The sequence below is a fragment of the Actinomadura formosensis genome (assembly GCF_050948385.1).
Classification (GTDB): Bacteria; Actinomycetota; Actinomycetes; order Streptosporangiales; family Streptosporangiaceae; genus Spirillospora; species Spirillospora formosensis.
The window spans coordinates 4,863,892-4,880,473 of sequence record NZ_CP192011.1 but is presented as its reverse complement, the minus strand read 5'-3'; the positions used below and the strand labels follow the sequence as shown (position 1 = coordinate 4,880,473).

The following is a 16,582-nucleotide window of genomic DNA, read 5'->3' as shown; positions in this document are numbered from 1 at the left end:
TTGCGGGTCCCGCCTACCGTATAACCATGATCGAGATCAGGGACATGCCGGAGTCCGACGCCGGCCGCATGGTCGACTTCGCCGGCATGGTCTTCCACCTTCGCATCGAGGACCCCGAACGGGAGTCCTGGAGGCCGCGCCGCGCCGAGCGTGTCGGCGCCTACGACGGCGGGACCCTGGTGGGCCAGCTCGCGTCGATGCCGATGCGGCTGGCCGTCCCGGGAACGTTCCTCGACTGCTCGGCGGTCACCTTCGTCGGTGTGCTGCCGACCCATCGGCGGCAGGGCATTCTCACCGCGATGATGGAGCGCATGCACGCGGACGCGGTCGCCGCCGGCCGCCCGGTGGCCGTGCTCTGGGCGTCGCAGGGCGCCATCTACGGCCGGTACGGCTTCGGCCTCGCCACCCGGGCGATCGGGATGGAGGTCGACACGTCCCGTCCGCTGGGCCTGCGCACCACTCCGGACGACCGCCCCGTCCGCCTGGTCGACGCCGAGTCGGCGCCCGAACTGCTGGACCCGATCTACACCCGCTCGCTCTCCGCTCGCCCCGGCGGCCTGCTCCGCGACCCGGAATGGTGGAGGCGTTCCGTCCTGCGCCCGGTCGACAGCGAGGCCGGCGGCTTCACCGAGCCGCGCATCGTGGTCCACCCCGCCGGCTACGCCGTCTACCGCGCCAACGAGAACGAGACGATCAGGGTCGTCGACCTCGTCGCCGACACCCCGCAGGCCGAGGCCGCGCTCTGGCGCTACCTGGCGGCGATCGACCTGACGTCCCGCATCCAGGCGCCGAGCCGTCCCGTGGACGACCTGCTCCCGCACATGGCCGCCGACCCCGACCAGGTCGCCATCAAGGACGACTACGGCGCGCTGTGGCTCCGCCTCATTGACGTCCCGGCCGCGCTGCGCGCCCGGTCCTGGGCCACCGGGGACACCTTCGTCCTGGAGGTCGAAGATCCCCGCATCCCGGCCAACGAGGGCCGCTGGCGCCTGACGACGGGCGCGGCGGCGACCTGCGACCCGACGGCCGAGCCCCCGGACCTGACCGTGACCGCCGCCGACCTGGCCGCCACCTACCTGGGCGGCACCAGCCCGGTCACCCTCACCCGGATCGGCGCCATGACGGAGCACACTCCGGGAGCCGCGGCCCGGCTGGCGGCCGCCTCGGCCGTCCCGCTGGCCCCCTACATCAACGACGACTTCTGACTCGTCCGCGCCGGCGGCCGCCGCGAAGTGAGGCCCCTGGGCCTTCCCCGGTCACCGCCAGAAGAAGAGCTTCGCGCTGCCGTCCGTGACGGTCGCGGGGGCGGTGCCGTGCTGGATGAGCTGGAAACGCACCCGGTGTCCGGCGCGGACGGTGTCGGCGGGGAGGCCGTAGACCAGGTTGGTGCGCTCGCCGACGGACAGGAAGTCCTGGACGGGGCCGACCTCGTACCTGCTCGTGTCCTTCATCTCGACCTCGACGGCGCGGGCCTGGATGAGGGTGCCTGCGGGGACGCCGGTGACGGTCGCGGCCACGGTGAGGCTGTAGCGGGCGGAACCGGTGAGCAGGCTCGGGCCGCCGGGGTCGTAGTGCTGGTGCCGGGGATCGGCGTACTCGTGGTCCCAGGTGACGTTCGTCCACGTGCCGGGGGAAAGCCGCTGCTCGGTGTCGGTGCCGACGGACACGTAGTCGGGCATGTCGTCTTCTCCTTCGGGCGAGACGCCGACGCGCCACTGCCCGTAGTCGCTGCTCACGGCGCGGTCGTAGTCGACCCCGACGCCGTTGATGGTGTGGTCGTTGGAGTACTGCTGAAGCTGCGCGCGGGCGTCCCACCGGCCGCCCGACCACGCGTACGTCTGCCAGCCGTAGGTGATCTTCTTCGCGTCGAACGCGCGCTTCACCGGGCCGTGACCGGCGTAGAGGCCGACGCGGTCGCGGCCGAGGACGCTCGCGGCGCCGTCCAGGTAGGCGTTGATCTCGTCCTGCTGGGCGGGGGAGGCGTCCCAGTCGGCGGCGAAGTAGATGGGGCGGTCGTCCGGCATGCCGCAGGCGCGGGCCTGCGCGGTGGCGTCCCGCGCGTCCGCGGCGCCGGCGGACCGCCCGGCCAGCGGGCGGCGCGCGGAGTCCTCCCAGACGACCACCAGCCAGATGCCCGCCCCGGACAGCTCGTCGGCCTCCGCGCGGGTCAGGTTCTTGCCGGTCGTGTCGTGCGACAGGTAGCGGCACGCGAACTTCGCGCCGGCGCGTTTCAGCGCGGCGGCGCCCGGGCGTCCCCAGGCGTAGTCGACGCCGAAGACAGCCATGTCAACTCCATCGGTCGGGGAGCGGTCCCGGCCGATTCAACAGGTTCCGCTTCTGTGACGCAGCAAATTGGACACGCTCGCACCTCTGCGCAAGTAAACAGTCACTGTTGGTGACATCGGGTCGCCCGCATGAAGATCATCAGGCGGTGCCGGCCCGGTGGCGCGGCCGGGGCCGGCGGGGGACGAGGATGGAACCATGCGTCTTCGGATCTTCACTGAGCCCCAGCAGGGGGCGAGCTACGACACACAGCTGGCGGTCGCCAAGGCCACCGAGGCCCTCGGCTTCGATGCGTTCTTCCGCTCCGACCACTTCGTCAAGATGGGGGACGTGACCGGTGAGCCGGGCCCGACCGACTCGTGGATCACGCTGGGCGCGCTGGCCCGCGAGACCAGCCGGATCAGGCTCGGCACCCTGGTGACGGCGGCGACGTTCCGGCACCCGGGCCCGCTGGCGATCTCGGTCGCCCAGGTCGACCAGATGAGCGGCGGACGCGTCGACCTCGGCATCGGCACGGGCTGGTTCGACCAGGAGCACACCGCGTACGGCATCCCGTTCCCGAGCCTGGGGGAGCGGTTCGAGCGGCTTGAGGAGCAGCTTCGGATTCTCACCGGGCTGTGGGGGACGCCCACCGGCGAGACCTACTCGTTCAGCGGCGACCACTACACGCTCACCGAGTCGCCCGCGCTGCCCAAGCCCGTCCAGGCGGGCGGCCCGCCGATCATCATCGGCGGGTTCGGGGCCAAGCGGACGCCGCGGCTCGCCGCCCGCTACGCCGGCGAGTACAACGTCCCGTTCCACCGGGTGCCGGACACCGGCGAGGCGTTCGGCCGGGTCCGCGCGGCGTGCGCCGCGGCGGGCCGGACGAAGCCGATCGTCTACTCCGCCGCGCAGGTGGTCTGCTGCGGACGGGACGAGGCCGAGGTGCGGCGGCGCGCCGACGCCATCGGCCGGCAGGCGTCCGAGCTGCGGGACAACGGCCTGGCCGGGACGCCCGGCGAACTGGTCGACAAGATCGGCCGGTTCGCCGAGCTGGGCGCGGAATGCCTCTACCTCCAGGTGCTCGACATGCACGATCTGGACCACCTTGAGCTGCTGGCCTCGGAGGTGCTCGGCAAGGTGTGACCACGGCGAAGGCCCGCGGCGGGGGACGCTCCGGCCGCGGGCCCTTTCCGTTCCGTCAGACCATCTCCTCCTCCGGCCGCGGGTGCCTCGGCAGCAGGAAGGTCATCAGGAAGGTCAGGCCGAGCATCCCGACCTCGACCCACAGCGTGATCTTCATGGCGTCGCCGAAGCCGGCCTTGGCCGAGTGCTCGCCGGCCCGCGCGACCGCCTTCCCCACGGCGGGCGCCGACTGCGGTGCGGCGGCGATGGCGGCCTTGACCTCGTTCTGGAGCCGGCGGCACGACGCGGGGACGGCGGCGGCGTCCTTGGCGGTGGCGCGGTCGTGGCCGCAGGCGCGCAGGCCGCCGGCGATGCGGTCGCGCCGGTCGGCGGGGATGGACGCGGCCGCAAGGTCGCGGCGCAGCGTGGGCGCGCCGTCGTCGGCCGCGTTCGCGACATGCCCGCCGAGCAGGCCGAAGAAGATCGTGCCGAGGACCGCGGCGCCGAGCGCGCTGCCGAGCTGCTGGACGGCGGTGAGCGTGCCGCCCGCCGAGCCGGTCTCCACGGGCTCGACGCCGGCGAGGACGGTGTCGAAGAACGGCGCCATCAGCAGGCCCATGCCGAGCCCGGTGACGATCAGGGCGGGGATGAGCTGCCAGGGAGTGACGTCGATCCCGGCGTACTGGAGCGTGGCGTAGGTCCCGGCGATGCCGGCGGCCATGATGACGGTGCCCGCGTGGATCACCGTGCGGCCGAAGCGCTGCACGGCCTGCGCGACGCCGAACCCGATGATGATGCCGACCGACCAGGGGCTCTGCGCGAGCCCCGCCTTGAGCGGGGAGAACCCGAGGCCCATCTGGAAGAACAGGGCCAGCACCAGGCCGAGGCCCGCCATCCCGGAGAAGAACACCAGGCCGACGGCCAGGCCGCCGGTGAAGCCGCGCTTGCGGAACAGGCTCGGCACGATCAGCGGGTCGCCGCCGGTGCGCTGCTTGCGGGTCTCGTACCAGCCGAACACGCCCCAGATGACGAGGGACGCGGCCATCATCAGGAACGTCCAGAGCGGCCAGTCGTGCTCGCGGCCCTGGACGAGGGGGTAGATCAGCAGGCCGGCGCCGATGGAGGCCAGGGCGGCGCCGGTGAGGTCGAGGCGGGACGCGTGCTCGGCGCGCCCGGCGGGCAGGAACCGCAGCCCGGCCAGCACGGCGGCGGCACCGAGCGGCAGGTTGATCAGGAAGATCATCCGCCAGCCGGTGCCGAACAGGTCGGCGTCGATCAGCCAGCCGGCCAGCACCGGGCCGCCGACCGACGACAGGCCCATGACCGGGCCGAACAGCCCGAACGCGGTGCCCATCTCCTTCGGGTCGAACATCTGCTTGATCATCCCGATGCCCTGCGGCAGCATCAGCGCGCCGAACAGCCCCTGCAGGGCGCGGGCGCCGATCAGCATCCCGGGGGAGACGGCGCCGCCGCACAGCAGCGAGCCGAGCGTGAAGCCGGCCGCGCCGATGAGGAACATCCGCTTGCGTCCGTAGAGGTCGCCGAGGCGGCCGCCGGTGATCAGGCCGACCGCCATGGACAGCGTGTAGCCGGCGGCGAGCCACTGGACGGTGGCGGCCGATCCGCCGAGCTCGGCCCGGATCGTGGGGGCCGCGATGTTGGTGATCAGCGCGTCCAGCATGTCCATGATCTCGGCGGCGAGGATCACGAACAGGGCGGCCCAGCGCCAGTGGTAGCCCGCCCCCGCGGTGTCCCGCCCGGGGGACGTCAGTGTCTCGGTCATGGTGATCTCCGCTCGGGAACGGTGTTCGTTGATTACGAACACTATTCGTAGGAGCGAACAATGTTCGTGTCAAGTACGATGTTCGCAACCAGGAAACTTCTCTCTCTTGTAGAGAAGATATATCGCGATTCGCGAGTGTCAAGATGTATCGCGAGATGGGGAGGTCCCGCCGTGCCCACCGCCCGCCCGGAGCCGGACGCGCCGACGCCGGACGAATCGGCGCCGGACGACCCGGCGCAGGCCATGCCGACGCCCATGCCGACGCCGCCCGGACGCAAGCCCCGCAGGGCCGCGCCGCCGAAACAGCCGCTCACCCAGGAGGCCATCGTCGAGACGGCGATCCGCGTCCTGGACGCCGAAGGGCTGGAGGCGGTCACCATGCGCCGTGTCGCCCAGGAACTGGGCACCGGCCCCGCGTCCCTCTACGCCCATGTCTCGGGCAAGGAGGAACTGCGCGAGCTGATGCTCGACCGGGTCGCCGCCGAGATCAGGCTTCCCGTCCCCGACCCGGCGCGCTGGCAGGAGCAGCTGAAGGAACTGGCCCGCGAGATCCGCCGCGTCTACACCTCGCACCGCGACATCGCGGTGGTCGCGATGGGGCGCGTCCCCACCGGTCCCCATCTGCTGGACGTCGCCGAGGCGCAGCTCGCGCTCATGCGGGCGGGCGGCGTCCCGAAGAAGATCGCCGGCATCGCGGTCGACACGCTCGGCATGTTCCTGGACGCCGACGCGGTCGAAGACACGCTCTACCTCGCGAAGGTGCCCCCGGGCGAAGACCCGTGGGCGCACTTCCAGGAGTACTTCGGGCAGATCCGGGAGTACTTCGCCGCCCTGCCGCGCGACCGCTACCCCGTCCTCGCCGACATGGTGGAGGAGCTCACCGCCGAGGGGAACGACGGACGTTTCGAGTTCGGGCTCGACCTGCTCGTCCGGGGCGTCGCCTCCTATGTGGAGGACGAGGAGCGCCCCGGCTAGGCGAAGGCGTTCTGGAACGCGGCGTGCCTGGGGGCGCCCTTGGCGGTGTCCCAGACCGCGAAGACGACGTGCTCGAAACACCCGGCGAACTCGCCGCCCGGACCCAGCGGCCCGGCGAACGCCTGCGCGACCTCGGCCGGGTCGTTGCGGAACACGCCGCAGCCCCAGGCGCCCAGCACGAGCCGGCCGTGCCCGTTGGCCAGCGCCACGGCGAGCACCTTGCGGGCGCGCGAGCGGAGCACGTCCGGGATCCGCCCGGCCTCGGCGGCGTCCCGGATCGCCCCCCGGTTCGGGGCCGGGGACGTCAGGAACGCGACGTCGTAGGGCTCTTCCAGCAGCCGCCCGGCGTCGTCCCGGAACACCGGCACGCCGGGCGAGTAGATCATGTGGTCGCTGTAGAGGAGATCGCGCCGGGCACGGTGGAAGTCGTAGAACTCCCTGGCCGACCGCAGCGACGTGTACAGGCCGGACGAACGCGCCAGCCCCTCCTCCTGGGCGTGCGCCCCGTTCAGGAACCCTCCGCCCGGATTCTTCGCGGACGCGAAGTTGAGCGCGAACGGGACCGTCCCGCCGCCGCTCAGCCGGCGGGCGGCGGCGAGCGTGGTCTCGCCGGTGACCTCGACGCGCGTCCCGGCGGCGGGTTCGGCGGGAAGCCGCTCAAGGAGCGCGTCCAGGTCGTCCGGCCGGTACAGGACGGTGCCCGCGACGGCGCGGGCGAGGCCGTCCGCGATCGAGACGGTGCGGCCGGACGGCGCCCGGTAGCCGCCGCGGTCGAGGATGGCCACGGTCTCCTGCGCGGTCCTCCGGCGGGGATGTCTGCTCATATCGTCCCGGATTCTGCCCGAAAAAAGAATGTGAGGCATTTCAATATCGTCCGCCACACTTGGGGGGTGCTTCTGACGATCACGACCACCCTGGACCAGGCGACGGACCTGGGATTTCTCCTGCACAAGCATCCGGACCGGGTGCAGCGGTTCGAGCAGTCCCACGGCACGGCGCACGTCTTCTACCCGGACGCGGACGAGCGGCGCTGCACGGCGGCGCTGCTGCTGGACGTCGATCCGATCGAACTCGTGCGCACGCGCGGCAGAGGCACGCCGGACTTCTCGCTCGGCCAGTACGTGAACGACCGTCCCTATGCGGCGTCGTCGCTGCTGGCTTCCGCGATGTCGAACGTCTTCCGGACCGCCATGCGCGGACGGTGCGATGCGCGCCCCGAATTGGCGCAGACCCCGATTCCGCTGGAGATCGCCCTTCCGGCTCTCCCGTGTAAGGGCGGGCCAGGGCAGGCCGAGCGATTCTTCGCGCCACTGGGCTGGGACGTGTCGGCGGTGCCGGTGCCGCTCGATCCGGAGTTCGGCGAGTGGGGCGATTCCCGGTACGTGACGCTCAAGCTGACCGGAACGCTGCGGCTCGCCGACGCGCTCAACCAGATGTACGTGCTGCTGCCCGTCCTGGACGACGCCAAGCATTACTGGATGGCGCCGGACGAGGTGGACAAGCTCATCCGGGCCGGGGAGGGCTGGCTCGCCGCGCACCCCGACCGCGGCGCCATCACCCGCCGCTACCTGGCCAACCGGCGTGGGCTCGTCCGTTCCGCGCTGGGCCGGCTCGCCGATGCCGAGGACGCGCCCGAAGAGGAACTCGACCCCGTGCAGGTCGAGGAGGAACCCGCCCCCGTCGAGGACGGCGAGGACCAGACGCCGAAGGAGCAGCCCGTCTCGCTGGCGGAGCACCGTCTCCAGGCGGTCGTGCGGGCGCTGCACGACGAGAACGCCCAGCGCGTCATCGACCTCGGCTGCGGCACGGGGAAACTTCTCGCGCGGCTGCTCAAGGACGGCTTCTTCACCGAGATCTCCGGAACCGACGTCTCGCACCGCGCGCTGAGCCACGCCTGGCGGCGGCTCCACTGGGACGACGGGCCGCGCCGCGGCGACGGCCGCGTCCGGGACGTCTTCCAGGGCGCGCTGACCTACGCGGACGACCGGTTCGCCGGATACGAGGCGGCGGTGCTGATGGAGGTCGTCGAGCACATCGACCCGCCCCGTCTCGGCGCGGTCGAGCGGGTCGTGTTCGGGCACGCCGCGCCCCGGGTGGTGATCGTGACGACCCCGAACGCCGAGCACAACGTCCGCTACGAAGGGCTCGCGCCGGGCGCGATGCGCCACCCCGACCACCGCTTCGAATGGACGCGGGCCGAGTTCCGCGCGTGGGCCGACCGGGTCGCCGCCGCGCACGGCTACCGCGTCCGCCACGTGCCCGTCGGCGACGACGACCCCGAGGTCGGCGCGCCCACCCAGATGGGGGTTTTCACCCGATGACGGAGATCAGGGTCCCGGAGAAGGGCCTCGTCGTGCTGGTCGGTGTGACCGGGTCGGGCAAGTCGCACTTCGCGCGCAGCCACTTCAAGCCGACGCAGGTCGTCTCGTCCGACCACTGCCGCGGGGTCGTGTCGGACGACGAGAACGACCAGTCCGCGTCCGGCGACGCGTTCGACCTGCTCCACTACATCGTGGGCAAGCGGCTGCGGCGCGGGCTGCTGACCGTGGTCGACGCGACCAACGTGCAGAGCAGGTCGCGGGAGGCGCTGCTGCGGATCGCCAAGGAGCACGACGTCATGTCCGTCGCGATCGTCCTGGACGTGCCGGAGAGCCTTGCCGCCGAACGGAACGCGGTCCGACCGGAGCGGAACCTGCCCCCGCACGTGATCCCGCGCCAACGGCGCGAACTGCGGCGCGGGATGCGGGACCTCGCCCGCCAGTTCCGCCGCCACCACGTCCTGACCGGCGCCGACGAGATCGACGCCGCGACGATCGTCTACGAGAAGGCGTGGAACGACAAGCGCGAGCTGACCGGCCCGTTCGACGTCATCGGCGATGTGCACGGCTGCCGCGCGGAACTGGAGGACCTCCTCACCCGCCTCGGCTACGAGATCGAGCGGGACGCGCAGGGGCGTGCCGTGGGAGCGGACCATCCCGGTGGGCGCACTGCCGTCTTCGTCGGCGACCTCGTCGACCGCGGGCCCGACTCGCCGGGCGTGCTGCGTCTGGTGATGGGCATGGTCGGTGCCGGCGACGCGCTCTGCGTGTCGGGTAACCACGAGGCGAAACTCGTCCGGGCTCTACGCGGACGCAAGGTGCGGGTGGGGCACGGTCTTGAGAAGTCCCTGGAGCAGTTCGCCGCCGAGGACGACGACTTCCGCGGCGGCGCGCTGAACTTCATGGACGGTCTCATCAGCCACTACGTGCTGGACGACGGCCGCCTGGTCGTGGCCCATGCCGGGCTGAAGGAGGAGTACCACGGCCGTGCGTCCGGACGGGTCCGCTCGTTCGCGCTCTATGGCGACACCACGGGGGAGACGGACGAATACGGGCTCCCCGTCCGGTATCCGTGGGCGCGTGACTACCGGGGCAAGGCCATGGTCGTGTACGGGCACACGCCCATTCCCGAGGCGGAATGGGTGAACAACACCATCTGCCTGGACACCGGTGCGGTGTTCGGCGGGAAGCTGACCGCGCTGCGCTATCCGGAGCGGGAGCTTGTGTCGGTTCCCGCACGGCAGGTCTGGTACGAGCCGACGCGTCCGCTGGAGGCGCCCGCCGCGTCCAGTGCGGGAGCGCACCGGGAGAACGATGTTCTCAACATCGGGGACGTGCTGGGCGAGCAGGGGGTCGAGACCCGTCTCATGGGGCGCGTCGCCGTCCGCGAGGAGAACGCGAGGGCCGCGCTGGAGGTGATGAGCCGGTTCGCCGTGGACCCGCGCTGGCTCGTCTACCTGCCGCCCACCATGGCGCCCGCCGCCACCTCGCCGCTGCCCGGCCATCTGGAGCACCCGGCCGAGGCCCTCGCCGCCTACCGCGACAAGGGGATCACCCGCGTGGTGTGCGAGGAGAAGCACATGGGCTCCCGTGCCGTGGCCGTCGTCTGCCGCGACGCCGCCGTCGCGGCGGAGCGCTTCGGCATGCCCGACGGGACGACTGGCGCCGTCTACACCCGCACCGGACGTTCGTTCTTCCGCGACCCGTCCCGCACGGCCGAGGTCCTGGACCGGCTCCGTGCCGCGATCGGCGCGGCCGGGCTCTGGGACGAGCTGGACACCGGATGGCTCGTCATCGACGGCGAGCTGCTGCCGTGGTCGGCCAAGGCCATGGACCTCATCCGCACGCAGTACGCGGCGGCCGGCGCGGCGGCCCGCGCCGCCCTGCCGATGGCGTCCGAGGTTCTCGCGCGCGCGAGCGAACGCGGCCTCGACCTCGGCGGCCTGCGTGAGCACATCGACCGGCGCGCCGTCAACGCGTCCCTGTTCCGGGACGCTTACGCGCGGTACTGCTGGACGGTGGACGGCCTGACCGGCCTGCGGTTCGCGCCGTTCCAGATCCTCGCCGGGGAAGGCCGATCCTGGGCGGACGCCCGCGACCACGAGTGGCACATGGCGGTGGCCGGGCGGCTCGCGGAGAGCGACACGAGCGATCTCGTTCAGCGGACGGAGTTCATGACCGTCGACCTGGGGTCGCCGCAATCGGAGGCCGCCGTCACCGAGTGGTGGGAGAAGCTCACCGCGGCGGGCGGCGAGGGCATGGTCGTGAAGCCGCTGGGGCCGCTCCCGGACGAGGTGAAGATCCAGCCCGGCCTCAAGTGCCGCGGGCCGGAGTACCTGCGGATCATCTACGGCCCGGACTACACCGAGCCGGAGAACCTCGACCGGCTGCGCCGCAGGTCCCTCGGCAGGAAGCGGTCGCTGGCGATGCGCGAGCACGCGCTCGGCGCCGAGGCGCTCGCCCGGCTCGCCGCCGGGGAACCGATGTGGCGCGTCCACCAGGCGGTCTTCGCCGTCCTGGCGCTGGAGTCCGAGCCCGTCGACCCGCGTCTTTGATTCCGCCGGGAGCCCGGGGCTCCCGGGAACGACACGATGCGTGCGGCCCGCCTCCTGCTCGGGGGCGGGCCGTGGCGCGGTCGGTCAGGTCGAGAAGAGCATGTTGAAGACGCTCCCGTGGTGGGGGCGGTGGTGGCCGCCGTGGTGATGGTGGTGCACCGACGGTGCGGGCGCTCCCCAGCCCGGTGCGCCGGCGGGCGGCGGCGCCGCCCGGTACTGCGCCTCCATCTGGCTCAGGGCCTCCAGCTCGCCGTAGTCGAGGAAGATGCCTCGGCAGCTGTCACATTGCTCGATGTGGACGCCGCTGCGGGTGTAGGTCCGCATCACGCCACGACACTTAGGGCAGTGCATCGCCTTGCCGTCCTTCCGGTATGGATCCCCAGGTAGAGGCTAAATGTAGGGCAGGTTTCGCGCCACGTCATGCCGCGTCCCCCGCCGCGGATATTCTCACGCAGGCGTCGATCATCGCCTGCTCCGGCCCGTCGAGCGGCCGATCGTCCTTTCCCGCGGATATGACGCACGTGGCGGCTATCTGGATCGCAAGACTTCGGGCGGGCACGTCCAGGCCCGCCCACGGGTCGCCCTGCGCGGGGACGGCCGGGCCGCCCGCCTCCCGGTACGCGCCCAGGAAACGCTCCCACTCGTCCGGGTGCAGGACCCCGGCGGAGTAGAGCGCCGCGGGGCGGGCGAGGTCCCAGGCAGGATCGCCTCGGCCCATGTCCTCGATGTCGATGAGCCGCCAACGGCCGTCCTGCATGCGGACCATCTGGCCCAAGTGCCAGTCCCCGTGGATGAGGCGCTGCTCCCGCCCCCCGGGCTCGTCCCCCTCGCCGCGTATCCAGGCGGGAAGCGTGGCGAACGCGCGTCGCACCGCGTCCTCGGCGGGACCGTCGCCCAGTTTCGAAACAAGGCGCGCCACACGTGCCGGACGCCCCCACGACGGCGCGTCTGCGGGAACGTCCCGCACATGGAGGGCCGCCAGAAGCCGAGCACCCTCCTCCCAGGGGAGTTCCAGGTTCGGGCTCACCGGCTCACCGTAGGCAGAGACGGTGACCGTCCGGCCGTCCACGGTGAGCGGCCGCCCCAGCGGCCCCAGGACGAGATCCGGAAGTGTGCCCGCGAGCCGTACCCGTTCGAGGAACGGGGCCCCGTGGTCACGGTCGGCCTGATGCGCCTTCACCACCACGTCACCGACCCGTACGACGAGCACTCCGTGGCGGTCGTACAGCATCTGCGGGGACGCGCCGGCACGGGCCGAGCCGCGCCCGATCTCAGCGAGCCGGGCGAACAGCCCCGGCTGGACGGTCTCGGTCTGCACCCGCCCAGTCAACCACCCGGCACCGGCACGAGTCTCCCACCCGGCCGCCCGCGGCCCATGGCCAAGCTCGTCCGGTGGGGCGGCTCAGATGCGTCCCGTGCCGCGGCAGACGTTGCATCGCTCGTGGGTGGCGGTGCTGGTCCCGGTCCCGTTGCAGCCGGGGCACGACCGCGTCGCCGGCTTGTTGTGCTTGCCCACGGTCCACCACCTCTCCGGCGTTCATCCTAATGGGGCAGGCCCGCCGGATGCCGTCCCCGTTCATGGGTTCGATGCCGGGCCGCCGGAGGTTCACCCGGAGCGGCGTGAACCTGCGCCGCGTGGGTCACCGTGCAGGGGGTAAGGGCATGAATCCCGCAACGGGGGCTGGGAGGCCAGGCATGATCGACGCGGTGGGAACGGCGGCCATGCGGGTGCGGGACGCCGCGGACGGCGTGGAGCGCAGGCTTTGGCTCGCCGCCGGGTTCTACGTCGGCGACCGCGCCCGCTACGGGCGGGCCGAGCTGAGCTTCCTGCGCTGGGAGATCGCCCGGGGAGTGCTGAACCCGCCGGACGGCGAGCCGGCGGGCAGCCCATGGTGGCGGGCCGTCAACGACCGGCTGCTGCACGACAAGGCCGAGGCGGCGCTGCTGGACGGCGGCGAACCGTCCTCGCGGAGCGTCGCGCTGTGGGGAGAGTTCGTCCGGGACCCGTCCCCGGCGTCCTGGTACCGCGCCCACAACGCCAGCGTCGTCACCGGATACCTGGACAGCGAGCCGCTCGCCCGCGCCGAACTGCCCGCCGAGCGGTTCGTGATGAACGTCGCGCTCGTCCGCGTCCTGTACGCGCACGCGCTGGTGGCGCGGCCCCGGCTCGCGCTGGGCGTGTTCGCGCCGCTCGGCGCGCTGCTCGGCGACCCGCGCGGCGGCTCCGTCGGGCTGTTCCTCGACCTGCGCCGCGCGTTTCCCGAGCGCTATCCGCTGGACGGGCTGGGCGGCGCCGATCTCGTCGCGGCGGAGGGGATGCTGCCGCGCGCCCTCGACTACGGCGTGATCATGCCGCGCCTCGTCCGCCTGTACGAGTTCGCGGCCGAGTCGCTGGGCCTGCCCGGTATGGAGAGGCTGATCGGCGACGCCGGGCCCTGCTACGCCCGGCCGGCCCGCCGCGCCGACTGGCGCGGCGCCGGCGTGCCGCGGCTCACGACACGCCCCGCCGTCTGCGCGGCCGGGGGGCGCGCGTGACGCGCAGTGCCCGGGGTGTCGTGTTGATCACGAGCCCGGGCCCCCGCGTCCGCGGGCGCCCGGCGCTTGTACGCTGTTGCCCACGCGCGCCGACCCACCGACATGGCGCACCGAGTAAGGAGAAGGCGCAGGTTGGTGCCCCTGCCGCTGTCCACCGTGATCCGCCCCTACGACTGGGGGTCGCGGACCGCGTTGCCGGAGCTGCTCGGCACCGAGCCGACCGGCCGCCCGCAGGCCGAGTTGTGGGCGGGCGCGCATCCCGCCGCGCCCTCCTCGGTGGGCGGGACGCCGCTCAACGTCCTCATCGACCGCGACCCGGCCGGGATGCTGGGCGCGCGCTCGATCGCCCGCTTCGGCCCGGCACTGCCCTACCTGCTCAAGGTCCTGGCCGTCGAGAGACCGCTCTCCCTCCAGGTGCACCCCACCATGGCGCAGGCCCGGGCGGGTTTCGCCGCCGAAGAGGCGCGCGGCATCCCGATCGACGATTACACCCGCACCTACAAGGACCCGTTCCACAAGCCGGAAATGGTCTGCGCGCTCACCGACTTCCACGGCCTGTGCGGTTTCCGCGACCCCGGGGAAACGGCCGGCCTGCTGGAAAGCCTGGCGGTTCCCGAACTGCGCCCATGGATCGTTGCACTCCGGACCGCGCCGCCCGCCGAAGCGCTTCGCACCGTCCTCACCCAGATGCTGGACGACAGTTCCGGCCCGGTGCTGGCCGCGGTCGAACCCGCGCTGACCGGCGTCTACGCAGACATCGCCCGCACCTACCCCGGGGACCGCGGGATCCTCGCCGCGCTGCTGCTCAACCATGTCGAACTCAAGCCCGGCGAAGCCCTCTTCCTGGACGCCGGAGTGCCGCATTCCTATCTGGGCGGCCTCGCGATCGAGGTCATGGCGAACTCCGACAACGTCCTGCGCTGCGGCCTCACCGGAAAGCACATCGACGTCCCCGAACTGATGCGCGTGGTCGAATTCGTCCCGTCGACCCCCGCCCGGGTCGAACCGGCGGAACGCCGCTACCGCGCGAACGCCGACGAATTCGTCCTCATCCGCCACGACCTCACCGACGACCCCGAGCCCCTGCCCGCCGGCCTTCCCCAGACGCTCCTGTGCCTGGACGGCGAGGCCCGGCTCAGCGCAGACCGCACCTTGACCCTCGCCCGCGGCGAAGCCGCCTTCATCCCCGCGGGCGCCCCCGCCGCCAGCCTCACCGGAAAGGGCACGCTCTACCGCGTCCTCCCGGGGATCGGGCCATGACCGTCCTCGCCCTCGACATCGGCGGCACCAAGTTCGCCGTCGCGCGCGTCGACGCGTCCGGGACGCTCCTCGACCGCGCCGAGCACCCCGTCGGGCAGTCGCCCACCGCCACCCTCCGCGGTCTCGTCGCCGACTTCACCGACCCCTCCGTCACCGCCGTCGGCATCGGCTCGGCGGGCCCGATCGACGCGGTGGCCGGCACGGTCAGCCCGATCAACATCCCCCGCTGGCGCGGCTATCCGCTCGTCGCCGCCGTCCAGCGCCTCGTACCCGGCGTCCCCGTCTCCCTCGCGGGCGACGCCCAGTGCATGGTCCTCGGGGAATGGTGGCGCGGCGGCCACTCCGGCTCATCCCTCCTCGGCATCGTCGTGTCGACCGGCGTCGGCGGCGGCCTCGTCATCGACGGCCGTCCCTGGATGGGGCGCACCGGAAACGCCGGTCACATCGGCCACGTCCTCATCGACCCCGACGGCGAACCGTGCGTCTGTGGGGCCCGCGGCTGCCTGGAGACGATCGCCGCCGGCCCCGGCCTGGTCCGCTGGGCACTCGCCCAGGGCTGGACCCTCGCGACCGGCCGCCCCGACGCCAAGGCCCTGGCCGAAGCCGCCCGCGCCGGCGCCCGCATCCCGCTCGTCGCCTTCCAGCGCGCCGCGAGCGCCCTCGCCACCGCGATCCTCAACACCACCGCCGTCCTGGACGTCCGCGACGTCGTCATCGGCGGCGGCGTCGCGGCCGCCGACGACCTGCTCCTCGACCCGCTCCGCAGGACGATCGCCGAACGCGCCGGCATGTCCTACCTGCGCGATCTGCAAGTGAAGCCCACCGCCCTCGACCGCGACGCCGGCCTCTACGGCGCCGCCGCCCTGGCCCTGCTGGCCTCCGGCGTCCCCCTGCGCCAGACCCTCCCCGAACCCCCTCCCTCAACGCATCCTTAAAGCGGCCATAAAGGCGGGGCCGTGGGGAGCCGGGGGTGGGAGGTTCGTCGCGTGGCACTGCACATGGGTAAGAACACCGATTCGTTCGTCCTCGGTTTGCCGGGGGAGCGGATGCGCCCCGCGGTGGTCGCCCGGGCCTTCCAGGCACTGCCGTCCGCGCACCGCGAGATCCTCACCGAGACGGTCCTGCGGGACCGGTCGGTCAACGAGGCCGCGGCCTCGCTGGGGGTGCCGGTGGACGTGGTCAAGGTCCGCGTCTACCACGCGCTCCACGCGTTGAACGCGGCCTTAGACACGCCCCGCCCCGCCGTGTGACGGCCGGGAATCGGTCTGCCGACCGCCGAGGCCGGCGCATGAGCCGGTAAATGGGTTGCCGGCATGGGAATCGCCCCTGCACCATGGGCGTTGTAGCGGGCGAGATCGGAAAGGAGAAGGATGATGCGTCGCCATCGAATGCATAGCAGCAGCCTTTCCCATCTCGGGAGCCGCCGAGGGACGTGACGCACGCGTTCTGACCTCGACCGCCCCCGGAATCAGGGGCGGTCTTTTTTGTTTCCCGGAGGGTTGGCCGAGTGGAAAGGCAGCGGTCCGCTAAACCGTGGTCAGGGTCATCCCCCCTGCGCGAGTTCGAATCTCGCACCCTCCGCGTCGAGTGAGGATGCTGGTGTGTCCGGCGGATTCATATCCCGCAGCAGGCAGGTTCGATTCCTGCACTCGACACGCAAGAACATGAAGACATGGCCTTCGTGGTGTAGTGGTCTGCACGCCAGGTTGTGGTCCTGGAGGTGCCGGTTCGACCCCGGCCGATGGCCCTGAGCCCTCCGCATGGCCGGT

Annotated in this window: 14 protein-coding genes and 3 tRNA genes; 12 read left to right on the top strand and 5 right to left on the bottom strand. The window is 72.3% G+C overall.

What is annotated here, in order from left to right; translation table 11 throughout:
* Positions 1-26: 26 nt before the first annotated feature.
* Positions 27-1,205, top strand: coding sequence for a GNAT family N-acetyltransferase (locus ACQP1N_RS23050; RefSeq protein WP_207394153.1), 1,179 nt, complete (start codon positions 27-29; stop codon positions 1,203-1,205).
* A 51-nt stretch (positions 1,206-1,256) separates the two neighbouring features.
* Here the strand turns inward: ACQP1N_RS23050 and ACQP1N_RS23045 are convergent, their stop codons facing one another.
* Complete coding sequence (locus tag ACQP1N_RS23045) at positions 1,257-2,285, bottom strand: DUF1906 domain-containing protein (protein WP_433226579.1); 1,029 nt, start codon at positions 2,283-2,285, stop codon at positions 1,257-1,259.
* A 196-nt stretch (positions 2,286-2,481) separates the two neighbouring features.
* On the opposite strand from ACQP1N_RS23045, the gene ACQP1N_RS23040 reads away from it, so the two are divergent.
* A complete protein-coding gene (locus ACQP1N_RS23040) occupies positions 2,482-3,408 on the top strand; it encodes an LLM class F420-dependent oxidoreductase (protein ID WP_433226577.1) in 927 nt (308 codons plus the stop codon).
* 55 nt (positions 3,409-3,463) lie between these two features.
* On the opposite strand, the gene ACQP1N_RS23035 is transcribed toward ACQP1N_RS23040, so the two are convergent.
* Complete coding sequence (locus ACQP1N_RS23035; RefSeq protein ID WP_433226575.1) at positions 3,464-5,170, bottom strand: MFS transporter; 1,707 nt, start codon at positions 5,168-5,170, stop codon at positions 3,464-3,466.
* 171 nt (positions 5,171-5,341) lie between these two features.
* Between ACQP1N_RS23035 and ACQP1N_RS23030 the strand changes: the two genes are divergently transcribed.
* Complete coding sequence (locus ACQP1N_RS23030) at positions 5,342-6,145, top strand: TetR/AcrR family transcriptional regulator (RefSeq protein WP_433226573.1); 804 nt, start codon at positions 5,342-5,344, stop codon at positions 6,143-6,145.
* Here ACQP1N_RS23030 and ACQP1N_RS23025 read toward each other — a convergent pair.
* Entirely contained in the window at positions 6,142-6,969 is an 828-nt protein-coding gene (locus tag ACQP1N_RS23025; protein WP_067805421.1) for a TIGR02452 family protein, read from the bottom strand. The genes ACQP1N_RS23030 and ACQP1N_RS23025 overlap by 4 nt on opposite strands.
* Positions 6,970-7,035: 66 nt before the next feature.
* Between ACQP1N_RS23025 and ACQP1N_RS23020 the strand changes: the two genes are divergently transcribed.
* Both ACQP1N_RS23020 and ACQP1N_RS23015 read left to right on the top strand, forming a co-directional pair.
* Positions 7,036-8,466: a 3' terminal RNA ribose 2'-O-methyltransferase Hen1 gene (locus tag ACQP1N_RS23020; protein WP_433226571.1), complete on the top strand. Its 1,431-nt coding sequence runs from the start codon at positions 7,036-7,038 to the stop codon at positions 8,464-8,466.
* Positions 8,463-11,018 (top strand): polynucleotide kinase-phosphatase, encoded by a 2,556-nt coding sequence (locus ACQP1N_RS23015; protein ID WP_433226569.1) that lies wholly within the window; start codon positions 8,463-8,465, stop codon positions 11,016-11,018. The genes ACQP1N_RS23020 and ACQP1N_RS23015 overlap by 4 nt, the downstream gene beginning before the upstream one ends.
* A gap of 84 nt (positions 11,019-11,102) precedes the next feature.
* On the opposite strand, the gene ACQP1N_RS23010 is transcribed toward ACQP1N_RS23015, so the two are convergent.
* Both ACQP1N_RS23010 and ACQP1N_RS23005 read right to left on the bottom strand, forming a co-directional pair.
* Complete coding sequence (locus ACQP1N_RS23010) at positions 11,103-11,342, bottom strand: zf-TFIIB domain-containing protein (RefSeq protein WP_067805458.1); 240 nt, start codon at positions 11,340-11,342, stop codon at positions 11,103-11,105.
* A gap of 94 nt (positions 11,343-11,436) precedes the next feature.
* Positions 11,437-12,336 (bottom strand): phosphotransferase family protein, encoded by a 900-nt coding sequence (locus ACQP1N_RS23005; protein ID WP_433226567.1) that lies wholly within the window; start codon positions 12,334-12,336, stop codon positions 11,437-11,439.
* Between the two features lie 377 nt (positions 12,337-12,713).
* Between ACQP1N_RS23005 and ACQP1N_RS23000 the strand changes: the two genes are divergently transcribed.
* The 7 genes from ACQP1N_RS23000 to ACQP1N_RS22970 all read left to right on the top strand — a co-directional run bounded on the left by ACQP1N_RS23000 (position 12,714) and on the right by ACQP1N_RS22970 (position 16,561).
* Positions 12,714-13,553: a hypothetical protein gene (locus ACQP1N_RS23000; RefSeq protein ID WP_131732863.1), complete on the top strand. Its 840-nt coding sequence runs from the start codon at positions 12,714-12,716 to the stop codon at positions 13,551-13,553.
* Between the two features lie 135 nt (positions 13,554-13,688).
* Positions 13,689-14,813: a mannose-6-phosphate isomerase, class I gene (gene manA / locus ACQP1N_RS22995; protein ID WP_306303193.1), complete on the top strand. Its 1,125-nt coding sequence runs from the start codon at positions 13,689-13,691 to the stop codon at positions 14,811-14,813.
* Positions 14,810-15,748 carry an ROK family protein gene (locus ACQP1N_RS22990; RefSeq protein WP_067805436.1) on the top strand — a complete coding sequence of 313 codons (939 nt, stop codon included), beginning with the start codon at positions 14,810-14,812 and terminating at the stop codon, positions 15,746-15,748. The genes manA and ACQP1N_RS22990 overlap by 4 nt, the downstream gene beginning before the upstream one ends.
* Positions 15,749-15,799: 51 nt before the next feature.
* A complete protein-coding gene (locus tag ACQP1N_RS22985) occupies positions 15,800-16,063 on the top strand; it encodes a sigma factor-like helix-turn-helix DNA-binding protein (protein WP_067805438.1) in 264 nt (87 codons plus the stop codon).
* Between the two features lie 243 nt (positions 16,064-16,306).
* Positions 16,307-16,394 (top strand) — tRNA-Ser (locus tag ACQP1N_RS22980).
* 1 nt (position 16,395) lies between these two features.
* A tRNA-Met gene (locus tag ACQP1N_RS22975) sits at positions 16,396-16,468 on the top strand.
* A 19-nt stretch (positions 16,469-16,487) separates the two neighbouring features.
* Positions 16,488-16,561 (top strand) — tRNA-His (locus ACQP1N_RS22970).
* Positions 16,562-16,582: the final 21 nt, after the last annotated feature.

Excerpts from the sequence above, each read along its gene's own strand:
- ACQP1N_RS23050 (WP_207394153.1), top strand. The coding sequence starts at position 27 with ATGATCGAGATCAGGGACATGCCGGAGTCCGACGCCGGCCGCATGGTC.
- ACQP1N_RS23045 (WP_433226579.1), bottom strand. The coding sequence starts at position 2,285 with ATGGCTGTCTTCGGCGTCGACTACGCCTGGGGACGCCCGGGCGCCGCC.
- ACQP1N_RS23040 (WP_433226577.1), top strand. The coding sequence starts at position 2,482 with ATGCGTCTTCGGATCTTCACTGAGCCCCAGCAGGGGGCGAGCTACGAC.
- ACQP1N_RS23035 (WP_433226575.1), bottom strand. The coding sequence starts at position 5,170 with ATGACCGAGACACTGACGTCCCCCGGGCGGGACACCGCGGGGGCGGGC.
- ACQP1N_RS23025 (WP_067805421.1), bottom strand. The coding sequence starts at position 6,969 with ATGAGCAGACATCCCCGCCGGAGGACCGCGCAGGAGACCGTGGCCATC.
- ACQP1N_RS23015 (WP_433226569.1), top strand. The coding sequence starts at position 8,463 with ATGACGGAGATCAGGGTCCCGGAGAAGGGCCTCGTCGTGCTGGTCGGT.
- ACQP1N_RS23010 (WP_067805458.1), bottom strand. The coding sequence starts at position 11,342 with ATGCGGACCTACACCCGCAGCGGCGTCCACATCGAGCAATGTGACAGC.
- ACQP1N_RS23000 (WP_131732863.1), top strand. The coding sequence starts at position 12,714 with ATGATCGACGCGGTGGGAACGGCGGCCATGCGGGTGCGGGACGCCGCG.
- ACQP1N_RS22990 (WP_067805436.1), top strand. The coding sequence starts at position 14,810 with ATGACCGTCCTCGCCCTCGACATCGGCGGCACCAAGTTCGCCGTCGCG.